21 protein-coding genes and 1 riboswitch are annotated in these 23,817 nt (G+C 69.8%); of the genes, 15 read left to right on the forward strand and 6 right to left on the reverse strand.

Annotation, left to right across the window (positions count from 1 at the left end; genetic code table 11):
- The first annotated feature begins 63 nt into the window (after positions 1–63).
- Entirely contained in the window at positions 64–846 is a 783-nt protein-coding gene (locus tag OF819_RS00100) for a hypothetical protein (protein WP_267241159.1), read from the forward strand.
- A 164-nt stretch (positions 847–1,010) separates the two neighbouring features.
- Here OF819_RS00100 and OF819_RS00105 read toward each other — a convergent pair whose 3' ends face one another.
- Together OF819_RS00105 and OF819_RS00110 are read right to left on the reverse strand one after the other, a co-directional pair.
- Complete coding sequence (locus tag OF819_RS00105) at positions 1,011–2,546, reverse strand: hypothetical protein (RefSeq protein WP_267241160.1); 1,536 nt, start codon at positions 2,544–2,546, stop codon at positions 1,011–1,013.
- 235 nt (positions 2,547–2,781) lie between these two features.
- Positions 2,782–2,988, reverse strand: coding sequence for a hypothetical protein (locus tag OF819_RS00110; RefSeq protein ID WP_267241161.1), 207 nt, complete (start codon positions 2,986–2,988; stop codon positions 2,782–2,784).
- A 131-nt stretch (positions 2,989–3,119) separates the two neighbouring features.
- Between OF819_RS00110 and OF819_RS00115 the strand changes: the two genes are divergently transcribed.
- Positions 3,120–4,094: a carbohydrate kinase family protein gene (locus tag OF819_RS00115; protein WP_267241162.1), complete on the forward strand. Its 975-nt coding sequence runs from the start codon at positions 3,120–3,122 to the stop codon at positions 4,092–4,094.
- Between the two features lie 65 nt (positions 4,095–4,159).
- On the opposite strand, the gene OF819_RS00120 is transcribed toward OF819_RS00115, so the two are convergent.
- Entirely contained in the window at positions 4,160–5,533 is a 1,374-nt protein-coding gene (locus OF819_RS00120; protein WP_267241163.1) for a cysteine desulfurase/sulfurtransferase TusA family protein, read from the reverse strand.
- A 326-nt stretch (positions 5,534–5,859) separates the two neighbouring features.
- Here OF819_RS00120 and coxB point away from each other — a divergent pair, with 326 nt between their 5' ends.
- From coxB to OF819_RS00140, 4 genes are all read left to right on the forward strand, one after another.
- Positions 5,860–6,864, forward strand: a complete 1,005-nt coding sequence (gene coxB, locus OF819_RS00125) for a cytochrome c oxidase subunit II (RefSeq protein WP_416370436.1) — start codon at positions 5,860–5,862, stop codon at positions 6,862–6,864.
- Positions 6,861–8,597, forward strand: a complete 1,737-nt coding sequence (ctaD, locus tag OF819_RS00130; RefSeq protein ID WP_267241165.1) for a cytochrome c oxidase subunit I — start codon at positions 6,861–6,863, stop codon at positions 8,595–8,597. The genes coxB and ctaD overlap by 4 nt, the downstream gene beginning before the upstream one ends.
- Positions 8,594–8,992, forward strand: a complete 399-nt coding sequence (locus OF819_RS00135) for a cytochrome c oxidase subunit 4 (protein WP_267241166.1) — start codon at positions 8,594–8,596, stop codon at positions 8,990–8,992. Before ctaD ends, OF819_RS00135 begins: the two co-directional genes overlap by 4 nt.
- 162 nt (positions 8,993–9,154) lie before the next feature.
- On the forward strand, positions 9,155–10,405 hold the full coding sequence (locus tag OF819_RS00140) for a L,D-transpeptidase (protein ID WP_267241167.1): 1,251 nt from the start codon (positions 9,155–9,157) through the stop codon (positions 10,403–10,405).
- 162 nt (positions 10,406–10,567) lie between these two features.
- On the opposite strand, the gene OF819_RS00145 is transcribed toward OF819_RS00140, so the two are convergent.
- On the reverse strand, positions 10,568–10,969 hold the full coding sequence (locus tag OF819_RS00145) for a hypothetical protein (RefSeq protein ID WP_267241168.1): 402 nt from the start codon (positions 10,967–10,969) through the stop codon (positions 10,568–10,570).
- A 212-nt stretch (positions 10,970–11,181) separates the two neighbouring features.
- Between OF819_RS00145 and OF819_RS00150 the strand changes: the two genes are divergently transcribed.
- From OF819_RS00150 to OF819_RS00175, 6 genes are all read left to right on the forward strand, one after another.
- On the forward strand, positions 11,182–11,802 hold the full coding sequence (locus OF819_RS00150; protein WP_267241169.1) for a cytochrome c oxidase subunit 3: 621 nt from the start codon (positions 11,182–11,184) through the stop codon (positions 11,800–11,802).
- A gap of 112 nt (positions 11,803–11,914) precedes the next feature.
- On the forward strand, positions 11,915–12,724 hold the full coding sequence (locus OF819_RS00155) for a c-type cytochrome (RefSeq protein WP_267241170.1): 810 nt from the start codon (positions 11,915–11,917) through the stop codon (positions 12,722–12,724).
- On the forward strand, positions 12,721–13,776 hold the full coding sequence (locus tag OF819_RS00160; RefSeq protein ID WP_267241171.1) for a ubiquinol-cytochrome c reductase iron-sulfur subunit: 1,056 nt from the start codon (positions 12,721–12,723) through the stop codon (positions 13,774–13,776). The genes OF819_RS00155 and OF819_RS00160 overlap by 4 nt, the downstream gene beginning before the upstream one ends.
- Positions 13,773–15,407 carry a cytochrome b gene (locus tag OF819_RS00165; protein WP_267241172.1) on the forward strand — a complete coding sequence of 545 codons (1,635 nt, stop codon included), beginning with the start codon at positions 13,773–13,775 and terminating at the stop codon, positions 15,405–15,407. Before OF819_RS00160 ends, OF819_RS00165 begins: the two co-directional genes overlap by 4 nt.
- 170 nt (positions 15,408–15,577) lie before the next feature.
- A complete protein-coding gene (gene trpD, locus OF819_RS00170; RefSeq protein ID WP_267241173.1) occupies positions 15,578–16,642 on the forward strand; it encodes an anthranilate phosphoribosyltransferase in 1,065 nt (354 codons plus the stop codon).
- Positions 16,643–16,818: 176 nt separating this feature from the next.
- A riboswitch (SAM riboswitch) is annotated at positions 16,819–16,936 on the forward strand.
- Between the two features lie 160 nt (positions 16,937–17,096).
- A complete protein-coding gene (locus OF819_RS00175; RefSeq protein WP_267241174.1) occupies positions 17,097–18,542 on the forward strand; it encodes an aminotransferase class V-fold PLP-dependent enzyme in 1,446 nt (481 codons plus the stop codon).
- A gap of 886 nt (positions 18,543–19,428) precedes the next feature.
- On the opposite strand, the gene OF819_RS00180 is transcribed toward OF819_RS00175, so the two are convergent.
- Complete coding sequence (locus OF819_RS00180) at positions 19,429–19,710, reverse strand: Lrp/AsnC family transcriptional regulator (protein ID WP_267241175.1); 282 nt, start codon at positions 19,708–19,710, stop codon at positions 19,429–19,431.
- The gene (locus OF819_RS00185) at positions 19,707–20,468 is read right to left on the reverse strand and encodes a rhomboid family intramembrane serine protease (protein ID WP_416370451.1); all 762 of its coding nucleotides are present in this window, start codon (positions 20,466–20,468) and stop codon (positions 19,707–19,709) included. Before OF819_RS00185 ends, OF819_RS00180 begins: the two co-directional genes overlap by 4 nt.
- 166 nt (positions 20,469–20,634) lie before the next feature.
- On the opposite strand from OF819_RS00185, the gene OF819_RS00190 reads away from it, so the two are divergent.
- From OF819_RS00190 to OF819_RS00200, 3 genes are all read left to right on the forward strand, one after another.
- Positions 20,635–20,880, forward strand: coding sequence for a hypothetical protein (locus tag OF819_RS00190; RefSeq protein WP_267241177.1), 246 nt, complete (start codon positions 20,635–20,637; stop codon positions 20,878–20,880).
- Positions 20,881–20,943: 63 nt separating this feature from the next.
- Positions 20,944–22,305: an NYN domain-containing protein gene (locus tag OF819_RS00195; RefSeq protein ID WP_267241178.1), complete on the forward strand. Its 1,362-nt coding sequence runs from the start codon at positions 20,944–20,946 to the stop codon at positions 22,303–22,305.
- Positions 22,306–22,643: 338 nt separating this feature from the next.
- A complete protein-coding gene (locus tag OF819_RS00200; protein WP_267241179.1) occupies positions 22,644–23,693 on the forward strand; it encodes a C40 family peptidase in 1,050 nt (349 codons plus the stop codon).
- The last annotated feature ends 124 nt before the right edge of the window (positions 23,694–23,817 follow it).

Here is a 23,817-nt window from a genome sequence, read left to right on the forward strand (position 1 = left end):
TCGCGTCCCGCCCCGGGTGGGGCCGGGGCGCCGCGTCCGCCGTGTGGCAGTGAAGGAGTGAGCATGTCCGGTCTCTTCCTCCGAATCCGGCAGGCGGCCCGGTTGGCCGCCGCCACCGTCGCCGCCCTGGGCCTGGGGCTGGCCGGCACGGGCCCCGTGCACGCCGACACCCCCGAGGGCAACGGCATCACCATAGAGAACGTCACCGAAGTCGACCCGGACACCCTGGAGTTCACCGGCACCTACTCGTGCAGCGGCTCCACCACGGTCCAGGTGGCCGTCGAGGCCAAGGACACCGCGCTCGGCGTCGGCGCGTTCCTGGAAGGCTTCCCCTGCCCGGCCGCGGGCGAGCCCTTCAGCGGGCAGCTGGTCAACCAGACCCCGGGCCAGACATGGGACAGCAGCGTCGCCGCCGTGGGCGTCCTGGCCGAGCTGCGCAACCCCACCGGAGGGGCCCTGCTGTCCACGCACAACGGCTTCCTCATCGACGACATCTTCGAGGTGATCATGGTCGACTCGGCCGAGCTCACCTCCACCGGTGCCGTGACCGTCTCCGGGCGCATCCGCTGCTCCACCTCGGGCGACAACCGGACCCTGACCGTCAACGTCACCCAGACCGACGCCAACGGCGGCACCACCACCGGCGAGGTCATCAAGACCGCCCAGTGCCCGGCCACGCCCGGCACCCTGGGCACCTGGACCGACGACGTCGCGCCCCTCGCGTTCGAGTACCAGCCAGGCACCGCCAGTGTCCTCACCACCATGGAGGCCGACGCAATCCTCGTTCCCGACTTCCCCGCCGACAAGGAGACCAAGCTGAACGTGATGCTGAACGACTTCGCGTAGAAACGCCGTCTGTCCGCTTGTCGCTCCCGCAGCGCCGCTCCCTGTCGGCGACCCGCGATGCGATGCAGCGTGACGGATGACTCGGCAGGGCGCCGCCCAGGCGGGCGGCCCTGCCGAGAGGACCGGCACGGTCGGCTGAAGCCAGGAGAACAGCCGTGCGGGGCTCAGTGCGCGGGGACGACCTCCTCCGACTCCGCGTCCACGACCTTCCGCTCGCCCAGCGGCTTCTCCAGCGTCACCGTCGCCGTCAGCTCCTTCGCCAGTGCGATGCACGCCCGGCCGGGGTCCGGCACCGACTCGACGATGCGCACGGCGACCTCGCCGTCCCGCTCGTCCGCCTCCGCGGCGTAGCTGCTGCACACGCCGCCCCAGAACCACACCGTCAGCTCCCGGCCGCCGTCGCCGTCCGCGCTGTACGCCAGCACCCGCCGGTCCGACACCGGCGGCGTCCCGCCCTTGTCCTTGGGCGGACCGGGCTCCTTCAGATACTCCGCGGCCACCGCCGGATGCGTGATCGTGAACGAACCGGTCGGGCCCTCGGCCTCCACCTCGAACAGCCAGGACGGCACCAGGGCCTGCCGCCCGTCCACATAGCGGGCGGCCAGCCCGAAGACTGCCTGGTCGATCAGTACGACCTCCGTCGATCGCGACGGGTCCGGCTCGCAGGGGGCCACGGGCTCCGCTTCCCCTGTCTTGGCCTCGCCTTCCTCGCCTTCCTGCACCGGCACCGGCGTCGCACAGCCCCCGATGCCGATCGGGCCCCGGCTCGCCCCCTCGTTCAGCCGCTTCAGCGCCTCCTCCGCGGGGACCACCGGGTATGAGTCGCTCCTGCGCGGCTCCTTGAGCTGCCCGCTGCCGCCCGTCACCCGGCCGTCAGGGCCGACCTGGACGCCCGTGGACCAGCCGTACGTAGGGAGCCCGCCGACCACGGGATCGGCGTTCACCACCCGTACCGCGCCCATGAGCTGGCGCGCGTCCAGCTTGGCGTCGTCCTGGCCGAGTGCCTTGAGCACGGGGGCCGCCGCCTGCTTCGCGGCCTGTTCGCTCACCGGTGTACCGGGGTCGGAGGGGACTGCGGGGTCGGAGGGGGAGCCAGGGTTGGCGGGCAGGCGCGCGCCTCCGTGGCCGTCCGAGGGGCAGGTCGTCTTGCCCTTCACACAGTTGTCGCTGCCCGGCGCGGCCCCGAAAAGGCCGTACGTCCAGGTGCCGGGGGCCTCCTTGTTGACCTGGAGCAGCGGACCGTCGCCGTCCTTGTCCCCGCCGACCTTCCACACCGTGCCCTGGAGCCGCGGCGTGCCCGACAGACCGAGCGCCTCCGCCAGCCGTGTCACCTCGGCCTCGGTCACCGTCCCCTGCGCACGGTGTACGGCCGCGCTGTCCGGACCCTTCGGCAGCGAGCCCTTGGCCCGGTAGACGACCCCGCCGGACGGATCGGGCTCGCCCGGAGCGATCCCGGCCGCGCCGTCGGCCGGTCGGTCGGCCGGTCCGTCGCCCGCGCCCTCCAGCGCGAGCACCGGCGGGCGCGCGCCGTTCCCGGGGTCGTCCGCGGCGGTCTCCCGGCCCGAGTCGCCGCCCCCGAACGCCGATGTCGCGAGATACGCTCCGCCGCCCGCGACCAGCACCGCAGCCGCGACCGAGACGACGACTGCCGCAGAGCGCCGGCTTCGGGGGCTGTCGTGCGAGTTCTCCGTGCTGCTCACCGCATCGCTCCTTTGTCGCAAGTCCCCTTGACTCCCACAGGCCCCTGCACTGCATTTCCCGGGGAGCAGGGATGGGACGGAGCGGGGGAGCGCGCGGTTCCCTCGAATGCGCCGCCGCGCGCCCTCGTGCGGCGGCGCGACCTCACCCGGTCGCCGTAAAGCGGCCTGAGGGCGTCGTCAACCAGAGGCCGTCGTCAAGCTGTCCGGCCCAGGCTCGTACGGCGGGGTGGGTGCCTCAGTCGCCGTAGTCCGACATCGCGTCGATCAGCCGCGCCGAGGCGGGCGGAACGACCACACCGTGAATGAGGGACGGGGAGACGGGCGCGGGCGCCTCGGCGGCGGGCACCGCCCAGTGCGGGGCCATACGGACGCAGTCGCCGCGCAGCTCAGCCAGGCTCATCTCGAACTCTCGCGACTCACGGGGGGTGGAGTGCTTCGTCATAACCGCACGGTACGCACCGCTTAAGCCCACGACAATAGACCTACTATCGGGTAGTTTCCGCCATTCAGGGACGGCCGGGAAAACGGGTAGCGTGAACTGTCACAGTCGTCCCTCACCAGGAGCGCCTCGCCGTGCGAATCGCAGTCACCGGCTCCATCGCCACCGACCACCTCATGACTTTCCCCGGTCGCTTCTCCGACCAGCTGGTCGCGGACCAGCTCCACACGGTCTCCCTCTCCTTCCTGGTCGACAACCTCGACGTACGGCGGGGCGGCGTCGGCGCGAACATCTGCTTCGGCATGGGCCAGCTCGGCGCCCGGCCGATCCTCGTCGGCGCGGCGGGCTCCGACTTCGCCGAGTACCGCGCGTGGCTGGACCGCAACGGCGTGGACACCTCGTCCGTCCGGATCTCCGAGGTGCTGCACACCGCCCGCTTCGTCTGCACCACCGACGCCGACCACAACCAGATCGGCTCCTTCTACACGGGCGCGATGAGCGAGGCGCGCCTGATCGAGCTGAAGTCCGTCGCCGACCGGGTCGGCGGGCTGGACCTGGTGCTGATCGGCGCGGACGACCCCGAGGCGATGCTGCGCCACACCGAGGAGTGCAAGACGCGCGGAATCCCCTTCGCGGCGGACTTCTCCCAGCAGATCGCCCGTATGGGCGGCGACGAGATCCGCACGCTGCTGGACGGCGCGGCGTATCTCTTCTCGAACGAGTACGAGAAGGGGCTCATCGAGTCCAAGACCGGCTGGACGGACGAGGAGATCCTCGGCAAGGTCGGCTGCCGGGTCACCACGCTGGGCGCGCGCGGCGTACGCATCGAGCGCTCCGGGGACGACCCGATCGAGGTCGGCTGCCCGGAGGAGGAGTCCAAGGCCGACCCCACGGGCGTCGGCGACGCCTTCCGCGCCGGATTCCTCTCCGGGCTGTCGTGGGGCGTCGGCCTGGAGCGGGCGGCGCAGGTGGGCTGCATGCTGGCGACGCTGGTCATCGAGACGGTGGGGACGCAGGAGTACACGCTGCGGCGGGCGAACTTCATGGACCGCTTTACGAAGGCGTACGGGGACGAGGCGGCGGCGGAGGTCCGCGCGCAGCTGGCGTAACGGCGGGCCTTTCCCCCTCCCCTCCCCCTACGCCCTAGGGGCGTGGGGGGAGGGGAGGGGAAACGTCACGCCACCCGCCGCACCGTATACGCCACGCCCCCCTCCACCCCCCGCTCGCCCACATACTCCTGCCCCCGCATCTCGCACCACGCGGGAATGTCCAGCCGTGCCGCCTCGTCGTCCGAGAGGACTGTGACCGTGCCGCCCACGGGGACGTCGCCGATGACCTTGGCCAGTTCGATGACGGGGATCGGGCAGCGCTTGCCGAGGGCGTCCACCAGGATCGAGGAAGACTCCTCGGGGCGCGGCACGGAGGCGACCGGGGCGGCCAGGCGGGCGCGGGTCGCGGCGACCACGTCGGGGAGGGTGGCCAAGAAGGCGTCCACGTCCGTCTCTTCGGCGCCCCGCGGCAGGGAGACGCGGACATTGCCCTCCGAAAGCACCCCCATCGCCCGCAGCACATGGCTCGGCGTCAGCGTGGAGCTCGTACACGACGAACCGGACGAAACGGAGAAGCCCTTCCGGTCCAGCTCATGCAGCAGTGTCTCTCCGTCGACATAGAGACAGGAGAAGGTGACCAGATGGGGGAGCCGGCGCACCGGGTCGCCGACCACCTCCACATCGGGCACCAGCTCCGGCACCCGGGCGCGGATCCGGTCCACCAGGGCCCGCAGCCGTGCCGCCTCGGCGTCAGCCTCCGCCCGTACCGCCCGCAGTGAGGCCGCCGCGGCCACGATCGCCGGGAGGTTCTCAAAGCCGGGCGCTCGCCCCGACTCCCGCTCATCGGCGGGATGTTGCGGGGCGAAACGGACACCTTTGCGGACGGCGAGCAGGCCCACCCCCGCCGGTCCGCCCCATTTGTGGGCGCTCGCGGCCAGCAGCGACCAGTCGCCCGCCACCGATCCCCAGCCCAGCGACTGCGCCCCGTCGACCAGCAGCGGCACGCCCGCCTCCCGGCAGACCTGCGCGACCTCGGCCACCGGCTGTTCGGTGCCGACCTCGTGGTTGGCGGACTGCAGACACGCCAGGGCGGTGTCGGCGCGCAGGGCCGCCGCGAACGCCTCCGCGTCCACCGCGCCCGTGCGGTCCACGGCGACTTCCGTCACCTCGCCGCCGACCGCCTCGGCCGCGTGGAGTACGGACGAATGCTCGACCGCCGACACGACCAGGTGGTTTCCGGTGCGCCGCCGCCCGGCCGCCGCGCCGGACACCGCCGAGTGAACCGCGTACGTCCCCGAAGGGGTGAAGACCAGTTCGTCCGGACGGCAGCCGACCGCCTCCGCGGCGGTCTCCCGGGCCGCGTCCAGCAGCATCCGGGCGCGCCGCCCCTCGCGGTAGAGGCGGGCGGGGTCGGCCCACCCCTCGTCGAGGGCCGCCTGCAGGGCCTGGCGGGCGACGGGGTGCAGCGGTGCGGAGGACGCGGCGTCAAAGTAGGGCACGCTGCCACGCTAACTCCGCGGCGGCTGCACGGAGGAACCAGCGGCCGGGCAGCGGCGGAACCGCGGCTCCGCAGCGGCCGGAGAAGCGGCGGGCAGCGGCCTGGCAGCGGCTGGAGAAGGCGTCAGAACGCAGGCCGGAACAGGTCCGTCCACCCCTTGGGGGTGTCGGACGGCGCGTTGGGCACCCTCCCCGCGCGACCCCAAATAGCGTCCAGTAGGGTTTGGTCCGCATAAACATCCAAACCCCTGCCCGCGTCAGGGCCGGCGACCGACCAGCGAGACGGCCGCGGCCGGCCGCGCGGGCGAGACTCTCGGGAAGGCGCTACGTGAGTCCCAACGGCTCCGACCTCCCCCACCGCCCGCAGGGCGGGGGCGGTACCTCCATGTCGCGGCGCCCGGTGCGGCGGAAACTGCCGCAGGTGCTGACTGCGGGCCTGATCCTGGCTACCGCCTCCGGTTGCTCGTACAACTGGGAGGACTTCCCCCGCCTCGGTATGCCCACCCCGGTCACGGAGGAGGCTCCTCGGATCCTCTCCCTCTGGCAGGGCTCCTGGGCGGCCGCGCTCGCCGTGGGCGTGCTGGTATGGGGTCTGATCCTGTGGAGTGTCATCTTCCACCGGCGCAGCCGCACCAAGGTCGAGGTTCCCCCGCAGACCCGGTACAACATGCCCATCGAGGCCCTGTACACCGTGGTCCCGCTGATCATCGTCTCGGTGCTTTTCTACTTCACCGCACGCGATGAGTCGAAGCTCCTCGCCCTCTCCGACAAGCCCGCCCACACCATCAACGTGGTCGGCTACCAGTGGAGCTGGGGCTTCAACTACCTCGAGGACGTGGACGGGAACCCGGCCACCGGCGACGCCGCGGCCGACAAGAACCTGAACGCGATCCCGGACAGGTACACCAATGACTTCCCGGCGGGCGCCGAGGGCGTGTACGACGCCGGCATCCCCGGCACCCGGAACCCGCAGACGGGCAACCCCGGCCCGACGCTGTGGCTGCCGAAGGGCGAGAAGGTCCGCTTCATCCTGACCTCCCGTGACGTCATCCACTCCTTCTGGGTCGTCCCCTTCCTCTTCAAGCAGGACGTCATCCCCGGTCACACCAATGTCTTCGAGGTGACCGCCACCGAGGAGGGCACCTTCCTGGGCAAGTGCGCCGAACTCTGCGGCGTCGACCACTCCCGGATGCTCTTCAACGTCAAGGTGGTCTCCCCTGAGCGCTACCAGCAGCACCTGAAGGAGCTGGCGGAGAAGGGGCAGACCGGCTTCATCCCGTCGGGCATCGAGCAGACGGACCCGGCCAGGAATGCGGAGAAGAACCAACTGTGAGCATCCTCAACGAACCTCAGGGTGCCGCCGCGGCTGAGGACTCTTACGAGAACGAGCTGCCGGTACGGCGCAAGCAGCCGGGCAATGTGGTGGTGAAGTGGCTGACCACCACCGACCACAAGACCATCGGCACGCTCTACCTGGTCACCTCGTTTGCCTTCTTCTGCATCGGCGGCTTGATGGCGCTCTTCATGCGCGCCGAGCTTGCCCGCCCGGGTACGCAGATCATGTCGAACGAGCAGTTCAACCAGGCGTTCACGATGCACGGCACGATCATGCTGCTGATGTTCGCGACGCCGCTCTTCGCCGGATTCGCGAACTGGATCATGCCGCTGCAGATCGGCGCGCCCGATGTGGCGTTCCCGCGGCTGAACATGTTCGCCTACTGGCTCTACCTGTTCGGCTCGCTGATCGCGGTGGCCGGCTTCCTGACCCCGCAGGGCGCCGCCGACTTCGGCTGGTTCGCCTACTCCCCGCTGTCGGACGCGGTCCGCTCGCCGGGCATCGGCGCCGATATGTGGATCATGGGTCTGGCCTTCTCCGGGTTCGGCACGATCCTCGGCTCGGTCAACTTCATCACCACGATCATCTGCATGCGCGCTCCGGGCATGACGATGTTCCGGATGCCGATCTTCACCTGGAATGTGCTGCTGACCGGTGTGCTGGTCCTGCTCGCCTTCCCGGTGCTGGCCGCCGCGCTCTTCGCGCTGGAGGCGGACCGCAAGTTCGGCGCCCATGTCTTCGACGCGTCCAATGGCGGCGCGCTGCTGTGGCAGCACCTCTTCTGGTTCTTCGGCCACCCAGAGGTGTACATCATCGCGCTGCCGTTCTTCGGCATCGTCTCGGAGATCATCCCGGTCTTCAGCCGTAAGCCGATGTTCGGTTACATCGGTCTGATCGCCGCGACCATCGCGATCGCCGGTCTGTCCGTGACCGTGTGGGCCCACCACATGTACGTCACAGGCGGCGTGCTGTTGCCGTTCTTCTCCTTTATGACCTTCCTGATCGCGGTGCCCACCGGTGTGAAGTTCTTCAACTGGATCGGCACCATGTGGAAGGGGTCGCTGTCCTTCGAGACGCCGATGCTCTGGACGATCGGCTTCCTGATCACCTTCACCTTCGGCGGTCTGACCGGTGTCATCCTGGCCTCGCCGCCGATGGACTTCCATGTCTCGGACTCGTACTTCGTCGTCGCGCACTTCCACTACGTCGTCTTCGGCACCGTGGTCTTCGCGATGTTCGCCGGATTCCACTTCTGGTGGCCGAAGTTCACCGGCAAGCTGCTGGACGAGCGGCTTGGAAAGATCACCTTCTGGACGCTGTTCATCGGCTTCCACGGCACGTTCCTGGTGCAGCACTGGCTCGGCGCCGAGGGCATGCCGCGCCGGTACGCCGACTATCTGGACGCCGACGGCTTCACCGCGCTGAACACCATCTCCACGATCAGCTCGTTCCTGCTCGGCCTGTCGATCCTGCCGTTCTTCTACAACGTCTGGAAGACCGCCAAGTACGGCAAGAAGGTCGAGGTCGACGACCCGTGGGGCTATGGCCGTTCGCTCGAATGGGCGACTTCGTGCCCGCCGCCGCGGCATAACTTCCTCACCCTGCCGCGCATTCGCTCGGAATCCCCGGCGTTCGACCTGCACCACCCGGAGATCGCCGCGCTCGACCAGCTCGAGAACCGCGCGCACGGCGACAAGGCCCTCGCGGGTGAGAAGGAGGCCGGCAAGTGAAGATCCAGGGCAAGATGTTCATCTGGCTGAGCGTCTTCATCCTCGCCATGGCGATCGTCTATGGCGTGTGGGCGAAGGAGCCGGTCGGCACCACGGCGCTCTTCCTGTCCTTCGGCCTGGCCATCATGATCGGCTACTACCTGGCCTTCACGGCCCGGCGCGTGGACGACCTGGCCCAGGACAACAAGGAAGCCGATGTCGCGGACGAAGCCGGCGAGGTGGGCTTCTTCTCCCCGCACAGCTGGCAGCCGCTGTCGCTGGCCATCGGCGGCGCGCTCGCCTTCCTCGCCGTCGCGATCGGCTGGTGGCTGCTGTACTTCTCGCTGCCGCTGATCCTCGTCGGCGTCTGGGGCTGGGTCTTCGAGTACTACCGCGGAGAGAACCAGAACCAGTAAGTCCGGCTGAGCCCGGCCGCAACGCGGCAGCACGGCAGTACGGCAGCAAGTCAATACGGCATACGAACGGGCCCGGCTCCTTCACTCCGGTGGAGGAGCCGGGTCCCTCGTTTGCGGTCGCCTGACGCGCCCTGGTGGACGATTCTTCATACTGTGTGATCTATGAATCGCACGCCGCACATCCGGACCGTTGTCAGCTGCACGCTGCTGGTCGTGACCTTCGGGGCGGTCGCGACGGCGTGCAGCGGCCCTGACGGCCACCCGCTGTCCGCCCAGCCCTACGACGCGGCGCACCAGGTCGCCTTCAACGCCGAGGACGACGGCGCCAAGGTGGACCCCGACCGGCCGCTGGAAGTCACCGCCAAGGGCGGCGACGGACGCATCACCGATGTCACCGCCATCGACGACAAGGGCCACTTCCTCGCCGGAGAGCTCTCCGCGGACGGCACACGCTGGCGCTCCACCGCCGCGCTCGGCGCCGGAGTCAAGTACACCGTGCGGGTCTCCACAGAGGACGAGGACGGCGCTCCAGGCCTCAGGACGCTCACCTTCGAGACGTCCCCGGCCAAACGCCACCTCACCGTCGAATTCGGCCCGGAGTCGGGCACGTACGGCGTCGGCCAGCCCATCACGGCGGAACTCAACCGCCCGGTGAAGGACAAGAAGGCCAGGACCGTCGTCGAGCGTGCGCTGAAGGTCGAGTCCACGCCGCGTGTGACCGGCGCCTGGCACTGGGTGGACGACAAGACCCTGCACTACCGCCCCAAGGACTACTGGCCCAGCGGCGCAAAGGTCCGCGCGGTCAGCAACCTCCAGGGCGTCAAGGTCGCCGACAAGCTCTACGGCAAGGCGTCCAAGCCGGTGGAGCTCACGATCGGGGACCGCGTCGAGGCCATCACCGACGCCTCCGCACACAGCATGACGGTCAAGCGCAACGGAAAAGTGATCAACACCATTCCGGTGACCACCGGCAAACCGGGCTTCTCCACCCGTAACGGAACCAAAGTGGTGCTGGAGAAGCAGTACTTCGTACGAATGCGCAGCTCGACCGTCGGCATCGGCGGCAGTGAGTTCTACGACCTGCCCGTCTACTACGCGACCCGGGTCACCTGGAGCGGTGAGTATGTGCACGCCGCGCCCTGGTCCGCGGGCTCGCACGGGTACGCCAACGTCAGCCACGGCTGTGTGGGCATGTCCACGGGCAACGCCGCCTGGTTCTACGAGAACGTGCGGCCGGGCGATCTGGTCACGGTCGTCAACAGCTACGGCGAGAAGATGCCCACGTTCGGCAATGGCTTCGGCGACTGGAACATGCCCTGGGACAAGTGGCGCAAGGGCAGCGCCCTGATCGGCGGCACCCGCGACGGAGCCAGCCCCGTCGACACGGCCCGCCTGCGCCCCCAGGCGCTGTGATTCTTGTGGCTCCTTCGCCTCCGGGGCGCCTTAGCGTCTGTCGACGGTCGATCATGCTCGGTCCCTCGTTCCTCACGACCTGCGCGTGATCTCCCTTTCGACACCCGCGCACCCCTTCGGCTCACTCGCCCATGGGGTGAGGCAACGGGTGTGAGCAGGCCTCTACGCCTCCACGGAGAGTCTGCTGCGCAGCAGCGCGGCCAGTGAGTCGGCGAACTCCACCGGCTCCACCGGCAGCGTCACCGCGGCGTCCGCGCGGCTCCAGGAGGCCAGCCAGGCGTCCTGGGGGCGGCCGATCAGCAGCAGCACGGGCGGGCAGTCGAAGATCTCGTCCTTGATCTGCCGGCACACCCCCATGCCGCCCGCCGGCACCGTCTCCCCGTCCAGGACGCAGACGTCCACGCCCCCGCCCTGCAGGGCCTTGAGCACCGCGGGCAGGGTCGCGCACTCGACGAAGTCGACCGGGGGAACGTCGGCGGCCGGCCTGCGGCCCGCCGCCAGCCGCACCTGCGCGCGGGTGTTCGCGTCGTCGCTGTAGACCAGCACGGTGGCGCTCGACTGCATTGTTCCTCCGAGTTCGTCGTCGTACATCGGCGGCGGTGCCCAAGGGACCGATGCGGCGGATGCTACTCCGTCCGACAGCTTGTCAACACTGGTTCGGACAGTGCTTCGAGCGGGTCGCCCCAGCGCCCGGATGGGCCGTTCGGGCTGGACACAGCGCACGGACACACCGAACGGCACCCCCCGGAGTGAGGGCGGGATAAGCGACCGACATAATGTCGGTCGTGGCGACAGCAACGACAGTAGATACCGGGCACGCGCACCCGTCGGTCAATCGGCCGAACCTCACCAGCGTCGGAACCATCATCTGGCTGAGTTCCGAGCTGATGTTCTTCGCGGCCCTCTTCGCGATGTACTTCACCCTGCGATCGGTGATGGGCGCGGAGTACTGGGCGGAACAGGCCTCGGCCCTGAACTTCCCGTTCTCCGCGACCAACACCACGATCCTGGTGCTCTCCTCTCTCACCTGCCAGCTCGGCGTGTTCGCCGCCGAGCGCGGTGATGTGAAGAAGCTGCGCACCTGGTTCGTGATCACGTTCGTGATGGGTGCGATCTTCATCGGCGGGCAGGTGTACGAGTACACCGAGCTGGTCAAGCACGAGGGCCTGTCGCTCTCGTCCGATCCGTACGGCTCGGTCTTCTACCTGACCACCGGCTTCCACGGCCTGCATGTGACGGGCGGACTCATCGCCTTCCTGCTGGTCCTCGGCCGTACGTACGCGGCCAGGAGGTTCACCCACGAGCAGGCAACCGCCGCCATCGTCGTGTCCTACTACTGGCACTTCGTCGATGTCGTCTGGATCGGCCTCTTCGCCACGATCTACATGATCAAGTAACCGGCCGCGGCCAGCGGCCGGCCGCGGCGTGACCGCCGCACGTGCCGGGCCCTGACCGCCGCCGCACAGTCCAGAAGCACCGACGCAGAAGATCCTGACACCGGGGTAATCCGTGAAAAAGCTCTCCGCACGACGACGCCACCCGCTGGCGGCGGTCGTCGTCCTACTCCTCGCGCTGGCGGCCACTGGGGGGCTGTATGCCGCGTTCGCGCCCGCGGACAAGGCGCAGGCTGAAGAAACCGCCCAGTCCCTCGCCATCGAGGAGGGCAAGAAGCTCTACACCGTCGGCTGCGCCAGCTGCCACGGAACCGGCGGTCAGGGCACCACTGACGGTCCCAGTCTGGTCGGCGTGGGCTCCGCGGCAGTCGACTTCCAGGTCGGCACCGGCCGGATGCCGGCCATGCAGCCGGGCGCGCAGGTCCCGAAGAAGCCGAAGGTCTACTCGCAGGCCGAGATCGACCAGCTCGCGGCGTACGTCGCCTCGCTCGGCGCCGGTCCGATCACGCCCACCAAGGAGCAGTACGACCCCGCCGGGGCGGACATCGCCAAGGGCGGTGAGCTGTTCCGCACCAACTGCGCCCAGTGCCACAACTTCACCGGTGAGGGCGGCGCGCTGACGAACGGCAAGTTCGCCCCGAGCCTTGAGGGCGTCAGCTCCAAGCACATCTACGAGGCCATGCAGACCGGCCCGCAGAACATGCCGTCCTTCCCCGACGCGACGATGCCCGAGCAGGAGAAGCGGGACATCATCGCGTACATCGAGGCTGTCAACGGCGATGAGACCCCGACCCCCGGCGGCTTCGGTCTGGGCGGGCTCGGCCCGGTCAGCGAGGGCCTGTTCGGCTGGATCTTCGGTCTCGGCTCGCTCGTCGCAGTCGCCGTCTGGGTTGCGGCCCACACCGCTAAGGCCAAGAAGTCATGAGTACCCAAGAGATTCCAGAAGAGAACCTGCCGTCAGGGCAGGGCGAAGCCGCCCATGGCGCGGTGAAGGTCGCCGAGGATCCGTTCGCCGACCCCGGGCTGCCGGCGCACAAGCCGCGTGTCCAGGACATCGACGAGCGGGCCGCCAAGCGCTCCGAGCGCACGGTCGCGCTGCTGTTCACGGTCTCGATGCTGTCCACGATCGGCTTTATCGCGTCGTTCGTGATCTTCCCGGTCGACCACATCGTCTACATCTGGCCGTTCGGGCACATCAGCTCGCTGAACTTCTCGCTCGGCATGACCCTCGGGCTCGCCCTGTTCTGCATCGGCGCGGGCGCGGTCCACTGGGCCCGCACCCTGATGTCGGATGTGGAGACCGCCCAGGAGCGCCACCCGATCGAGGCGACCCCCGAGGTCAAGGCCAAGGTCATGGAGGACTTCCGGGCCGGCGCCGCGGAGTCCCAGCTGGGCCGCCGCAAGCTGATCCGCAACACCATGTTCGGCGCGCTGGCCATGGTGCCGCTCTCCGGTGTGGTGCTGCTGCGCGAACTGGGTCCGCTGCCCGAGGACAAGCTCCGCCACACGCTGTGGGCCCGGGGCAAGATGCTCATCAACCAGAACACCAATGAGCCGCTGCGTCCCGGGGACGTCGCGGTGGGATCGCTGACCTTCGCGATCCCCGAGGGCCTGGAAGAGAGCGACCACAACTTCAACACCGAGATCGCCAAGGCCGCCCTGATGATCGTCCGGCTCCAGCCCGGCGACATCAAGGACAAGCAGGAGCTGGAGTGGTCCCACGAGGGCATCGTGGCCTACTCGAAGATCTGCACCCATGTCGGCTGCCCGATCAGCCTGTACGAGCAGCAGACGCACCATGTGCTGTGCCCGTGCCACCAGTCCACCTTCGACCTCGCCGACGGCGCCCGTGTCATCTTCGGCCCGGCCGGGCACGCCCTTCCGCAGCTGCGGATCGGCGTCAATGACGAGGGTTATCTCGAGGCGCTCGGCGACTTCGAAGAGCCCGTCGGTCCTGCCTTCTGGGAGCGCGGATGAGTACTGCGACTGCGACCGAAGCAAAGAACCGCAAGGCACCCGCGGGCGAGCGGGTCGCCGACTGGGCGGACGGCCGACTGGGGATCTACTCCCTGGCCAAGGCCAATATGCGGAAGATCTTCCCGGACCACTGGTCCTTCATGCTGGGCGAGGTCGCCCTCTACAGCTTCATCATCATCATCCTCACGGGTGTGTATCTGACGCTGTTCTTCCACCCGAGCATGAACGAGATCGAGTACCACGGCTCGTATGTGCCGATGCAGGGCATCCGGATGACCGAGGCCTACGCCTCGACCCTGGACATCAGCTTCGACGTCCGCGGCGGTCTGCTGATCCGGCAGATCCACCACTGGGCGGCGCTGATCTTCCTGGCCGCGATGTTCGTGCACATGATGCGCGTCTTCTTCACCGGCGCGTTCCGCAAGCCGCGTGAGCTGAACTGGCTCTTCGGCTTCCTGCTGTTCGTCCTCGGCATGTTCACCGGCTTCACCGGCTACTCGCTCCCGGACGACCTGCTCTCCGGCACCGGTGTCCGCTTCACCCAGGGCGCGATCCTGTCGACGCCGATCGTCGGCACGTACATCTCGATGTTCCTGTTCGGCGGGGAGTTCCCCGGCCACGACATGGTGGCCCGGTTCTACTCGATCCACATCCTGCTGCTGCCGGGCATCATGCTCGGCCTTGTGGTGGCACACCTGATCCTGGTCTTCTACCACAAGCACACGCAGTTCGGCGGTCCCGGCAAGACCGAGAAGAACGTCGTCGGCATGCCGCTGCTGCCGGTCTACATGGCCAAGGCGGGAGGCTTCTTCTTCCTGGTCTTCGGCGTGATCGCGATGATCGCGGCGATGTTCACGATCAACCCGGTGTGGGCGCTCGGCCCGTACCGCCCGGACCAGGTGTCCACCGGCGCCCAGCCCGACTGGTACATGGGCTTCGCCGAAGGTCTGATCCGGGTGATGCCCGGCTGGGAGATCAATATCGCGGGCCATACGCTCGTCCTGGGCGTGTTCATCCCGCTGGTGATCTTCGGTGTGATGCTCGGCGCGATCGCGGTCTACCCGTTCATCGAGTCGTGGATCACCGGCGACAAGCGCGAGCACCACATCCTGGACCGCCCGCGCAACGCGCCGACCCGCACCGCGCTGGGCGTCGCCTGGATCACCGCGTACGTCCTGATGCTGATCGGCGGCGGAAACGACATCTTCGCCACGCACTTCCATCTGTCGATCAACGCGATCACCTGGTTTGTGCGGATCATGTACTTCGTCGGGCCGGTCCTGGCGTTCGTCGTCACCAAGCGGATCTGCCTCGGCCTCCAGCGCCGCGACAAGGAGAAGGTGCTGCACGGACGTGAGTCCGGCATCATCAAGCGCCTGCCGCACGGTGAGTTCGTCGAGGTCCATGAGCCGCTCGACCCGGAGGCCCGCTACCAGCTCGTCGCGCACGAGCAGTACGAGCCGGCCGAGATCGGCCCGGAGGTCGACGAGAACGGCGTCAAGCGCAAGATCAAGCGCTCGGAGAAGCTCCGCGCCAAGCTCAGCAAGGGCTACTACGGCGAGGGGAACCAGATCCCCAAGCCCACGGCCGAGGAGTACCGGGAGATCACGAGCGGCCACGGCCACCACTGATCCCTGATCGGACAGTCCGCCACGGCAAGAGCCCCGTCCATGCGCTGGACGGGGCTCTTCGCCGTCTCCGGGGCTGGATAGGGTGGTATGCATACCCCGCGTATGCATACCCGGTGGATGTGTATACGTGCGGACGCATCCCCATCGGCTGTGGACCCCAGGAGCGGACCATGAACGTTGTGACCCCGGTCGGCGGCGACAGCGTGGCGGACCTCTCCTGGCCCGTCGTGCTGAACGCCCTGCTGGACAACCGCGACCAGAGCGCGGAGGCCACCGCCTGGGCGATGGACCGCATCCTCAGCGGCGAGGCCACCAACGCCCAGATCGCGGGCTTCGCCGTCGCCCTGCGCGCCAAGGGCGAGACGGTCGAGGAGATCTCCGGCCTGGTGCGCACCATGTACCGGCACGCCAATGTGATCGAGGTGCCCGGCAGAACCGTCGACATCGTCGGCACCGGCGGCGACGGCGCGAAGACGGTCAACATCTCCACGATGTCGGCGATCGTCGTCGCCGGCGCCGGAGCGAAGGTCGTCAAGCACGGCAACCGCGCCGCGTCCTCCGCGAGCGGCGCCTCCGACGTGCTGGAGAAGCTCGGCGTCAATCTGGAGCTCACCCCCCAGCGGGTCGCCCAGGTCGCCGAGGAGGCCGGGATCACCTTCTGCTTCGCGGTGAAGTTCCACCCGGCGCTGCGGCATGTGGCCGCGGCCCGCAAGGAGCTGGGAATCCGTACCACGTTCAACTTCCTAGGCCCGCTGACCAACCCCGCACGGGTCAAGGCACAGGCCACCGGCGTGGCGGACGCCCGGATGGCCCCGATCATGGCCGGAGTGCTCGCCGAGCGCGGTTCCTCGGCCCTTGTCTTCCGCGGCGATGACGGTCTGGACGAGCTGACCACCACGGCCACCTCGCGCGTGTGGACCGTACGCGACGGCCAGGTGCGGGAGGAGAGCTTCGACCCCCGGGACGTCGGCATCGAGCTGGTGCCCGTGGAGGCGCTGCGCGGCGGCGACTCGTCGTATAACGCCGATGTCGCCCGCCGGCTCCTGGACGGCGAGCAGGGCCCCGTACGGGACGCGGTGCTGCTCAACGCGGCGGCGGCGCTGGCCGCCCTGGAGCCGGCCGACGGCACGCTCGCCGAGCGGCTGGCGGCGGGCATCGAGCAGGCGGCGCAGTCGATCGACTCCGGCGCGGCCAAGGCGGCGCTGGAGCGTTGGGTCGCGGCGAGCAACGCCTGAGCGCGCGCTCTGCGCGGACCGCGGACGGCCCTCGCGCGGACCGCGGCGCGAGCTGTGCGGGGATCGCGCGAGCGTCGCGCGAGCGTCGCGCGGGCCTCGTGTGTGACACAAGGCGCAGTCCGGATTGCGGGACTGCGCCTTGCGCATGCTGAGACATATGGCAGGATGCTCAGCAAGGTCATGAGTGACAGCGACTACGGCCCCGGCCCGCTGTCCGGCAACCCTCCGTCCGTGGCGGGGTGCCCCGGGTGAAGACCAGGCCGTGGGCAGCGAGGTCCGCGGCAAGCGCGGACCCCTGCGAACCCTGGGGTCCTGGTCCTCAAGGGAGCAGTTTCGTGAGCAAGCGAATGCGCTAGGGCCGTCTGGCCCCTTCTTTCATGTCTCCGCGCGGCGGCGCCCGCCGTGTGTCGAGCTTTCACAGCCATCTCGCCTTGTCCCACCGGGAGTCACCGCCATGTCCGCATGCCCGAACACCGCCGTCTCCGATGCTGCCGTTTCCGACTCTGCTGTCTCTGAGCCTGCTGTCTCCGACTCTGCCCGTTCCGAGTCGTACGGGCTCTCCGGTCCGCTGCCCGTGCTGGGGCGCGATGTCACCGTGCCGCTGGTGACCGGCGGCGACGTCGCCTACGCCGCCCTCGACTACGCGGCCAGCGCGCCCGCCCTGCAGCGCGTCTGGGACGACATCGCCGCCTACGCTCCGTACTACGGCAGCGTGCACCGCGGCGCGGGCTACCTCTCCCAGCTCTCCACCGACCTGTTCGAGAACAGCCGGGCCACCGTCGCCGACTTCCTCGGCTGCCGGGCCGATGACCAGGTCATCTTCACCCGCTCCACGACCGACTCGCTCAATCTGCTGGCCGCCGCGCTCCCGGAAGGCTGCGAGGTCTTCGTCTTCGAGACCGAGCACCATGCCGCGCTGCTGCCTTGGAGGACGGCCCGGGTGACCTATCTGGACGCCCCGCGGACCCCCGGACAGGCCGTTCAGACCCTGGAGCGGGCCCTCGCCGACCGCGACCCCCACGGGCCCGCGCTGGTCTGTGTCACCGGCGCGTCCAATGTGACGGGCGAGATCTGGCCGGTGCGGGAACTCGCGGCGGCGGCGCACGCCCACGGCGCGCGCATTGTGCTGGACGCCGCCCAGCTCGCCCCGCACCACCCGGTGGACATCGCCGAACTCGACGTCGACTGGGTCGCGTTCTCCGGGCACAAGCTGTACGCGCCCTTCGGCTCCGGCGTCCTCGCCGGACGCGCCGACTGGCTGCGGGAGGCCGAGCCGTACCTCGCCGGCGGCGGCGCGTCCCGGTCCGTGGCGCGGCGCGCCGCCGCCGACGACGACGGCGGCGGTGGCGGTGGCGGTGGCGGTGGCGTGGACGTGGAGTGGCACGACACCGCCGCGCGGCACGAGGCCGGTTCGCCGAACGTCATCGGCGCATACGCCATCGCCTCCGCCTGCCGGACGCTGACCGCGGCCGGTTTCGACGCCCTCGTCGCCCGCGAGCAGCGTCTCGTCGACACGGTCCGCGCCGGCCTCGCGGATGTGCCCGGCGTGCGGGTGCTCTCGCTGTTCGGCGACGACGCGCCCCGCGTCGGCGTCATCTCCTTCGTCGTCGACGGCTGGAACAGCTCGCACTTCGCGGCGGCGCTGTCGGCGGAGTACGGGATCGGGGTACGCGACGGCCTCTTCTGCGCCCACCCCCTGGTGCGCACGCTCCTCGGCGGCGAGCCCGAGCGATCCGCCGGATGCGGTGCGCCCGAGGCGCTCAACGCGATCCGCGTCAGCTTCGGCGCGGGCACCCCCGACGAGCACGTTGAGCGCTTTCTGCACGCGGTGCGGGAGCTGGTGCGGGACGGGGCGCGCTGGCTGTACCGCACGGAGGCGGGCCGCTGCGTCCCGGCCTGACTGGGGTGCCCCGAGGCCCCGCCTGGGGTGCGGGGGCCCAGCCCGTTTCCGGCACCCCGCCGGGCGCGGGCCGAGGGCACCCCGGCGTGCCGCCTTTTGCTCCTGCGGGTTTCCCGGTGCGCGGGTAGGTGCTTTTCCCTCCCTCCCGCCCGTTTCCAGCCCCTCGCCGGGCGCGGCCCAGGGGTGCTCCGGCGTGCCGGTAGCCCGCCCGGCGCGGGGGCGGGTGGTGGAGCGCCGCGGGGGGTGTGGGGGAGCCGTCACACCTGCGCAGGGTGGGTGGGTGGGAAAGCAGCCTGCGCGTTGTGGAGGGAGCTCGCTCTGCGGGGGGGGGAGCTGTCACATCCACGCAGGGTGGGTGGGCATGAAGGCAGCCCGCGCGTTGTGGAGGGGGCTCGCTTCTGTGGGGGCGGGGCTGCCGTATTCACGCAGCGTGGGTGGGTGGGAAAGGGCTTGCGCGTTGTGGGGGTGGCTCGCTCTGTGGGGGCGGGGCTGCCGCATTCACGTAGGGCGGGTGGGTGGGAAAGAGCCTGCGGTCCGTGGAGGTGGGCTTGCCCAGGGGCGCTCACGGCGCGCAGCGCCGCGGGGGGTGTGGGGCGGAGCCGTCACACCCGCGCAGGGTGGGTGGGCATGAAGGCAGCCCGCGCGTTGTGGAGGGGGCTCGCTCTGTGGGGGCGGGGCTGCCGCATTCACGTAGGGCGGGTGGGTGGGAAAGAGCCTGCGGTCCGTGGAGGTGGGCTCGCCCGGGGGCGCTCACGGCGCGCAGCGCCGCGCGGGGGGTGTGGCGGCGGAGCCCCACACCTGGGCAGGGCGGGTGGGTGGGAAAGGGGCCCGCGCCTCGCGGAGGGGGCTCGCCCGGGGGCCCGGGCCCGCAACCCCGCGGGAGGCGCTACGCGTCGAGGCCGATCGCGAACGCCGCCTCCAAGTCATGCTGCGAGTACGTCCGGAACGCCACATGCGTGTCCGTCGCCTCCACGCCCGGGATCTTGCTGATCCGGCCCGGGATGACGTCCGCCAGGTCGTCGTGCTTCGCCACCCGCACCATCGCGATCAGGTCATACGTACCCGTCACGGAGAAGACCTCGCTGACGTTCTCCAGCGCGGCGATCGACTCAGCGATCTCCGGAATGCGGTCCACGCTGGTCTTGATGAGCACGATCGCGGTGATCACGGTTGGCGTTCTCCCTCGGTGGCCGCTGCTGGGGGCTTCGGCTTTACTCTAGCCCCACCTCTGAACCGCCCCCACGCGTAGACGAAGCCGAGCCCGAACCCCACGAGGTGGGCGAGGTAGGCCACGCCCGGCCCGCTGTCCGCCTCCCGCGCCGCCAGCCACTGGAGCACAAACCAGAAGATCAGCACCGCCCAGGCGGGGAACCGCAGAGGCAGAAAGAACAGAAACGGGAAGAGACTGGTCACCCGGGCCCGGGGGAAGAGGCATAGGAACGCCCCGAGGACGCCAGAGATGGACCCGGACGCGCCCACGAGGGTCTGCTCCGATCCGGCGTTCGCCGCCGCGTAGGCGAACAGCGCCAGACAGCCGCAGCCGAGATAGAACAGACAGAACTCCAGATGCCCTATGCGTTCCTCTGTCATCGCGCCGAAGACGAACAGAAACAGCATGTTGCCGAGCAGATGCAGCCAGCTTCCGTGCACGAACAGCGCGGTGAGCGGGGTGAGCAGCGCCCGGGGCCGGCCTGTGAGCAGCTCCGCGGGGATCACGCCCCAGCGTTCGAAGTACTCGGTCTGCGCGGCGATGAGGGTGTCGAGGGAGCCGCCGGCGCCGTACCCGGGGACGAGGCCCGATACGGGGCTGACCAGGAACACCGCGCAGCATATGGCGATCACGCCGTGGGTGACCCAGGGGCCCGTGCCCAGGCCCCGTACCGCCCCCCGCGCCGCACGCCGCCAACCGATCACGGGACAGATCATGGCGTAGCGGGACCCACCGGTACAGAGTGCCTCGCCGCTCCAATGGGTACCCGCGAGGCCGTAGGGTTGCGGGCAGCACTTCCGCAGTTCGACGGCGCACCGCGGCACCCGCACCCGTACGGCGGCGCACGACGCACGGCGTACGACGAAAGAGGAGACGGCAGGCATGACGACGACGGTTCCCCAGCCGACCGCCGACACCCGCTGGCGCTGCACGCTCTGCGGCAATCTCACGCGCTTCGATGTGACCCGCTCGTCCCGTGTCGTCGAGTATGTCCATCTGGACCTGGCGGGAGAGCCGAAGGTCGAGGAGCGCGAGGTGCTCAGTGAGACCATCGAGTCGGTCCGCTGCCGCTGGTGCAGTGCGGTGGACCAGGTCGAGCTGGTCGACAGGCCCGGCGCGGGCTCCTGACGGAGCAGCCCGCAGGGGCCATGGGGCAGGGACAGGCAGGACAGGCAGCAGAGGTGACGGATCGTGGAGCAGCCCGAAGGCGGCGCGGAGCCGGCCGGTGCGGCCGGTGACGCCGCGGAGGCGCTCGACCGCCCGCTGCCGGAGGGCGTACGGCGGCGGATCGTCGCCCTGGTGTCGGACGCCTTCGGCGGGCTGACCGTCACGGAACTGCCGCCGCAGCTGCGCCAGTATGCCCGGTTCACCCCGTCCCGCCGGGCCCGGTTCGCGGGCAACGCGATGGCGGCCGCACTGGAGAGCGACCCCGTCTTCCGGCAGCGGATCGGGGAGCGGCTCAGCAAGGCGGAGCCGGAGCTGGCCCGCGCCCTGGAGGGCGGGTCGCCCCCAGCGGCCGCCGACCCGGTGGATGTGGCGGCCGCGGCCTATGTGCTCAGACCCACCGGATGGGTGAAATTGGTGGCGGCCGCGGGGGAGGAGGCCCAGCGCGCCGACGCCGAGCGGGCCGATGAGGCCGGCCGCCGTGAGCTGGAGCGGCTGCGCGCGGAGCTCGCCGAGGCGCGCGACCGGGCCAAGGGCGAGACCGAGCGGCTGCGCGCGGAGTTGGATGCAGCGCGCAAGGAAGCTGAATCGCTTCGCCGCAAGCTCCGCAGCGCGCAGAGCGATGTGAAGCGCGGCGAGGCCGCGCTGCGGCGTGCGCAGGCGGACGCCGAGGCGCAGCGGTCGGATTCCGCGGCCCAGATCTCGGCGGCGGAGAGCGAGGCCCGGCGGCTCAAGGCCCGGCTCGGTGAGGCCGAGGCGGCCGTGGAGGCGGGGCGGCGGGCCGCGCGTGAGGGCCGTTCGATAGAGGACATGCGGCTGCGGCTGCTGCTGGACACGGTGCTGGACGCCGCCCAGGGGCTGCGCCGCGAGCTGGCGCTGCCCCCCGCGGGCATGCATCCGGCGGACACGGTCGACGCGGTGGAGCCGGGGCGGATGTCGCCCAAGGACGTCGCGGCCCGTGCGCTGTCGGCGACCGATCCGGCGCTGCTGGACCAGCTGCTGGCGCTGCCGCAGGCGCATCTGGTGGTGGACGGCTACAACGTCACCAAGACCGGCTATCCGACCATGCCGCTGGAGCAGCAGCGGCTGCGGCTGCTGGGCGGTCTTTCGATGCTCGCCGCGCAGACGGGCGCGGAGATCACCTGTGTCTTCGACGGCGCCGAGCTGGCCGCGCCGGTGCTGCTGGCGCCGCCCCGCGGGGTGCGGGTGCTGTTCTCCAAGCCGGGTGTGACGGCGGACGAGCTGATCCGCCAGCTGGTGCGGGCCGAGCCGCCGGGACGTCCCGTCATCGTCGTCTCCACCGACCGCGAGGTGGCGGACGGCGTCGCGAAGGCGGGTGCACGTCCGGTCGCGTCCGCTTTGCTGCTCAAGCGGCTTTCGCGGGTCTGACCCCCTCGTCGACGGGTTCCCGTAACTGTCATATGGAATGCCCGAATTGACCCGGTGTCGATGGAACATTGTGTCAAGTGGCGGCTACTGCCCGTGGGAAGCGAGTAAAGAATGAGCTGCGTGGGTGAGTTTTTTCCCATGAGGATTTGAAGTGATCACAAGAAGGTCACTAGGGTCTGACCTCGAACCTTCGCGCGGTTGATCGCCCATCCGGGGTGACAGCGAAGGAACCGCCGAGTCCGTGCACTTCAGCCCTTTCCCCCGAGGGTGTGAGGCCGGAAGCCGGGGCCTGGCCCCCACGCCCGGCAGGCGGCTTATGGAAGAAGGAGCTCGCCTTCGTGGCGTCCCACCGTCGTCCCAAGCAGCCAAGCCGCGCTCGTGTGACCGTGCTCACCGCGACCGCCGCGGCGGCCGTGGCCCTGACTTCCCAGTCCGCCCAGGCCGACCCCAAGCCGACCAAGGAAGAGGTCAAGGCCAAGGTCGACAAGCTCTACCACGAGGCGGAGAAGGCCACCGAGGAGTACAACGGGGCCAAGGAGCAGCAGGACAAGCTGCAGAAGCAGGTCGACACCATCCAGGACCAGGTGGCGCGCGGCCAGGAAGAGGTCAACGAGCTGCGTGACAAGCTCGGTTCGGTGGCCAGCGCCCAGTACCGTTCGGGCGGAATCGACCCGTCCGTCCAGCTTTTCCTCTCTTCCGACCCGGACACCTACCTCGACAAGGCGTCCGCCGTGGACCAGTTCGGCGCGCGTCAGGCAGAGGTCCTGGAGGACATCCAGCTCAAGCAGCGCGCCCTTGCGCAGCAGCGCGCTGAGGCCGCCGAGAAGCTCACCGACCTCGAAGACGTCCGCAAGAAGCTCGGCGAGAAGAAGAAGAGCTACCAGGGCAAGCTCGCCGAGGCGCGCAAGCTGCTCAACACGCTGACCGCCGAAGAGCGCGAGAAGATGCGCCAGGAGGAGCAGAAGCGCGCCCAGGAGGCCGAGAAGCGCGTCGCCCGCTCCACGGGTGACCGCGTCGACCTCGGCAACGAGGTCCCGGCCTCGCAGCGGGGCGCTGCCGCCCTCAGTGCCGCCGCGACCCAGATCGGCAAGCCGTATGTCTCCGGTGCGGAAGGCCCCAACTCCTACGACTGCTCGGGTCTGACCCAGTGGGCGTACCGCCAGGCGGGCGTGAGCATCACCCGCACCACCTACACCCAGCAGAACGACGGCACCAAGATCGGTCGCAGCCAGCTCAAGCCGGGTGACCTGGTCTTCTTCAACGGCCTGTCGCACGTCGGCCTGTACGCGGGCAACAACACCATCCTGCACTCCCCGAAGCCGGGGGCCTATGTCCGCTATGAGTCGATGGACTACATGGGCACGTTCCAGTTCGGCGTGCGCATCTGAGCAGCCCCGGCTGAACGGCCCCGGCCGGAGAGAGGGCACACGCTGCCCTTCGGGTGAATTCCGGCATCCGACGCTGACGCCCCGCCCCGCCGGTGACCTGTGGTCTCCGGCGGGGCGTCACTGT

This window comes from Streptomyces sp. PR69, assembly GCF_026420845.1.
GTDB lineage: Bacteria > Actinomycetota > Actinomycetes > Streptomycetales > Streptomycetaceae > Streptomyces.

Bases quoted from the DNA above. Each gene is read 5' to 3' on its own strand.
- OF819_RS00100 (WP_267241159.1), top strand. From the start codon at position 64: ATGTCCGGTCTCTTCCTCCGAATCCGGCAGGCGGCCCGGTTGGCCGCC.
- OF819_RS00110 (WP_267241161.1), bottom strand. From the start codon at position 2,988: ATGACGAAGCACTCCACCCCCCGTGAGTCGCGAGAGTTCGAGATGAGC.
- OF819_RS00140 (WP_267241167.1), top strand. From the start codon at position 9,155: ATGAATCGCACGCCGCACATCCGGACCGTTGTCAGCTGCACGCTGCTG.
- OF819_RS00145 (WP_267241168.1), bottom strand. From the start codon at position 10,969: ATGCAGTCGAGCGCCACCGTGCTGGTCTACAGCGACGACGCGAACACC.
- OF819_RS00150 (WP_267241169.1), top strand. From the start codon at position 11,182: ATGTCGGTCGTGGCGACAGCAACGACAGTAGATACCGGGCACGCGCAC.
- OF819_RS00160 (WP_267241171.1), top strand. From the start codon at position 12,721: ATGAGTACCCAAGAGATTCCAGAAGAGAACCTGCCGTCAGGGCAGGGC.
- OF819_RS00165 (WP_267241172.1), top strand. From the start codon at position 13,773: ATGAGTACTGCGACTGCGACCGAAGCAAAGAACCGCAAGGCACCCGCG.
- trpD (WP_267241173.1), top strand. From the start codon at position 15,578: ATGAACGTTGTGACCCCGGTCGGCGGCGACAGCGTGGCGGACCTCTCC.
- OF819_RS00175 (WP_267241174.1), top strand. From the start codon at position 17,097: ATGTCCGCATGCCCGAACACCGCCGTCTCCGATGCTGCCGTTTCCGAC.
- OF819_RS00185 (WP_416370451.1), bottom strand. From the start codon at position 20,468: ATGATCTGTCCCGTGATCGGTTGGCGGCGTGCGGCGCGGGGGGCGGTA.
- OF819_RS00190 (WP_267241177.1), top strand. From the start codon at position 20,635: ATGACGACGACGGTTCCCCAGCCGACCGCCGACACCCGCTGGCGCTGC.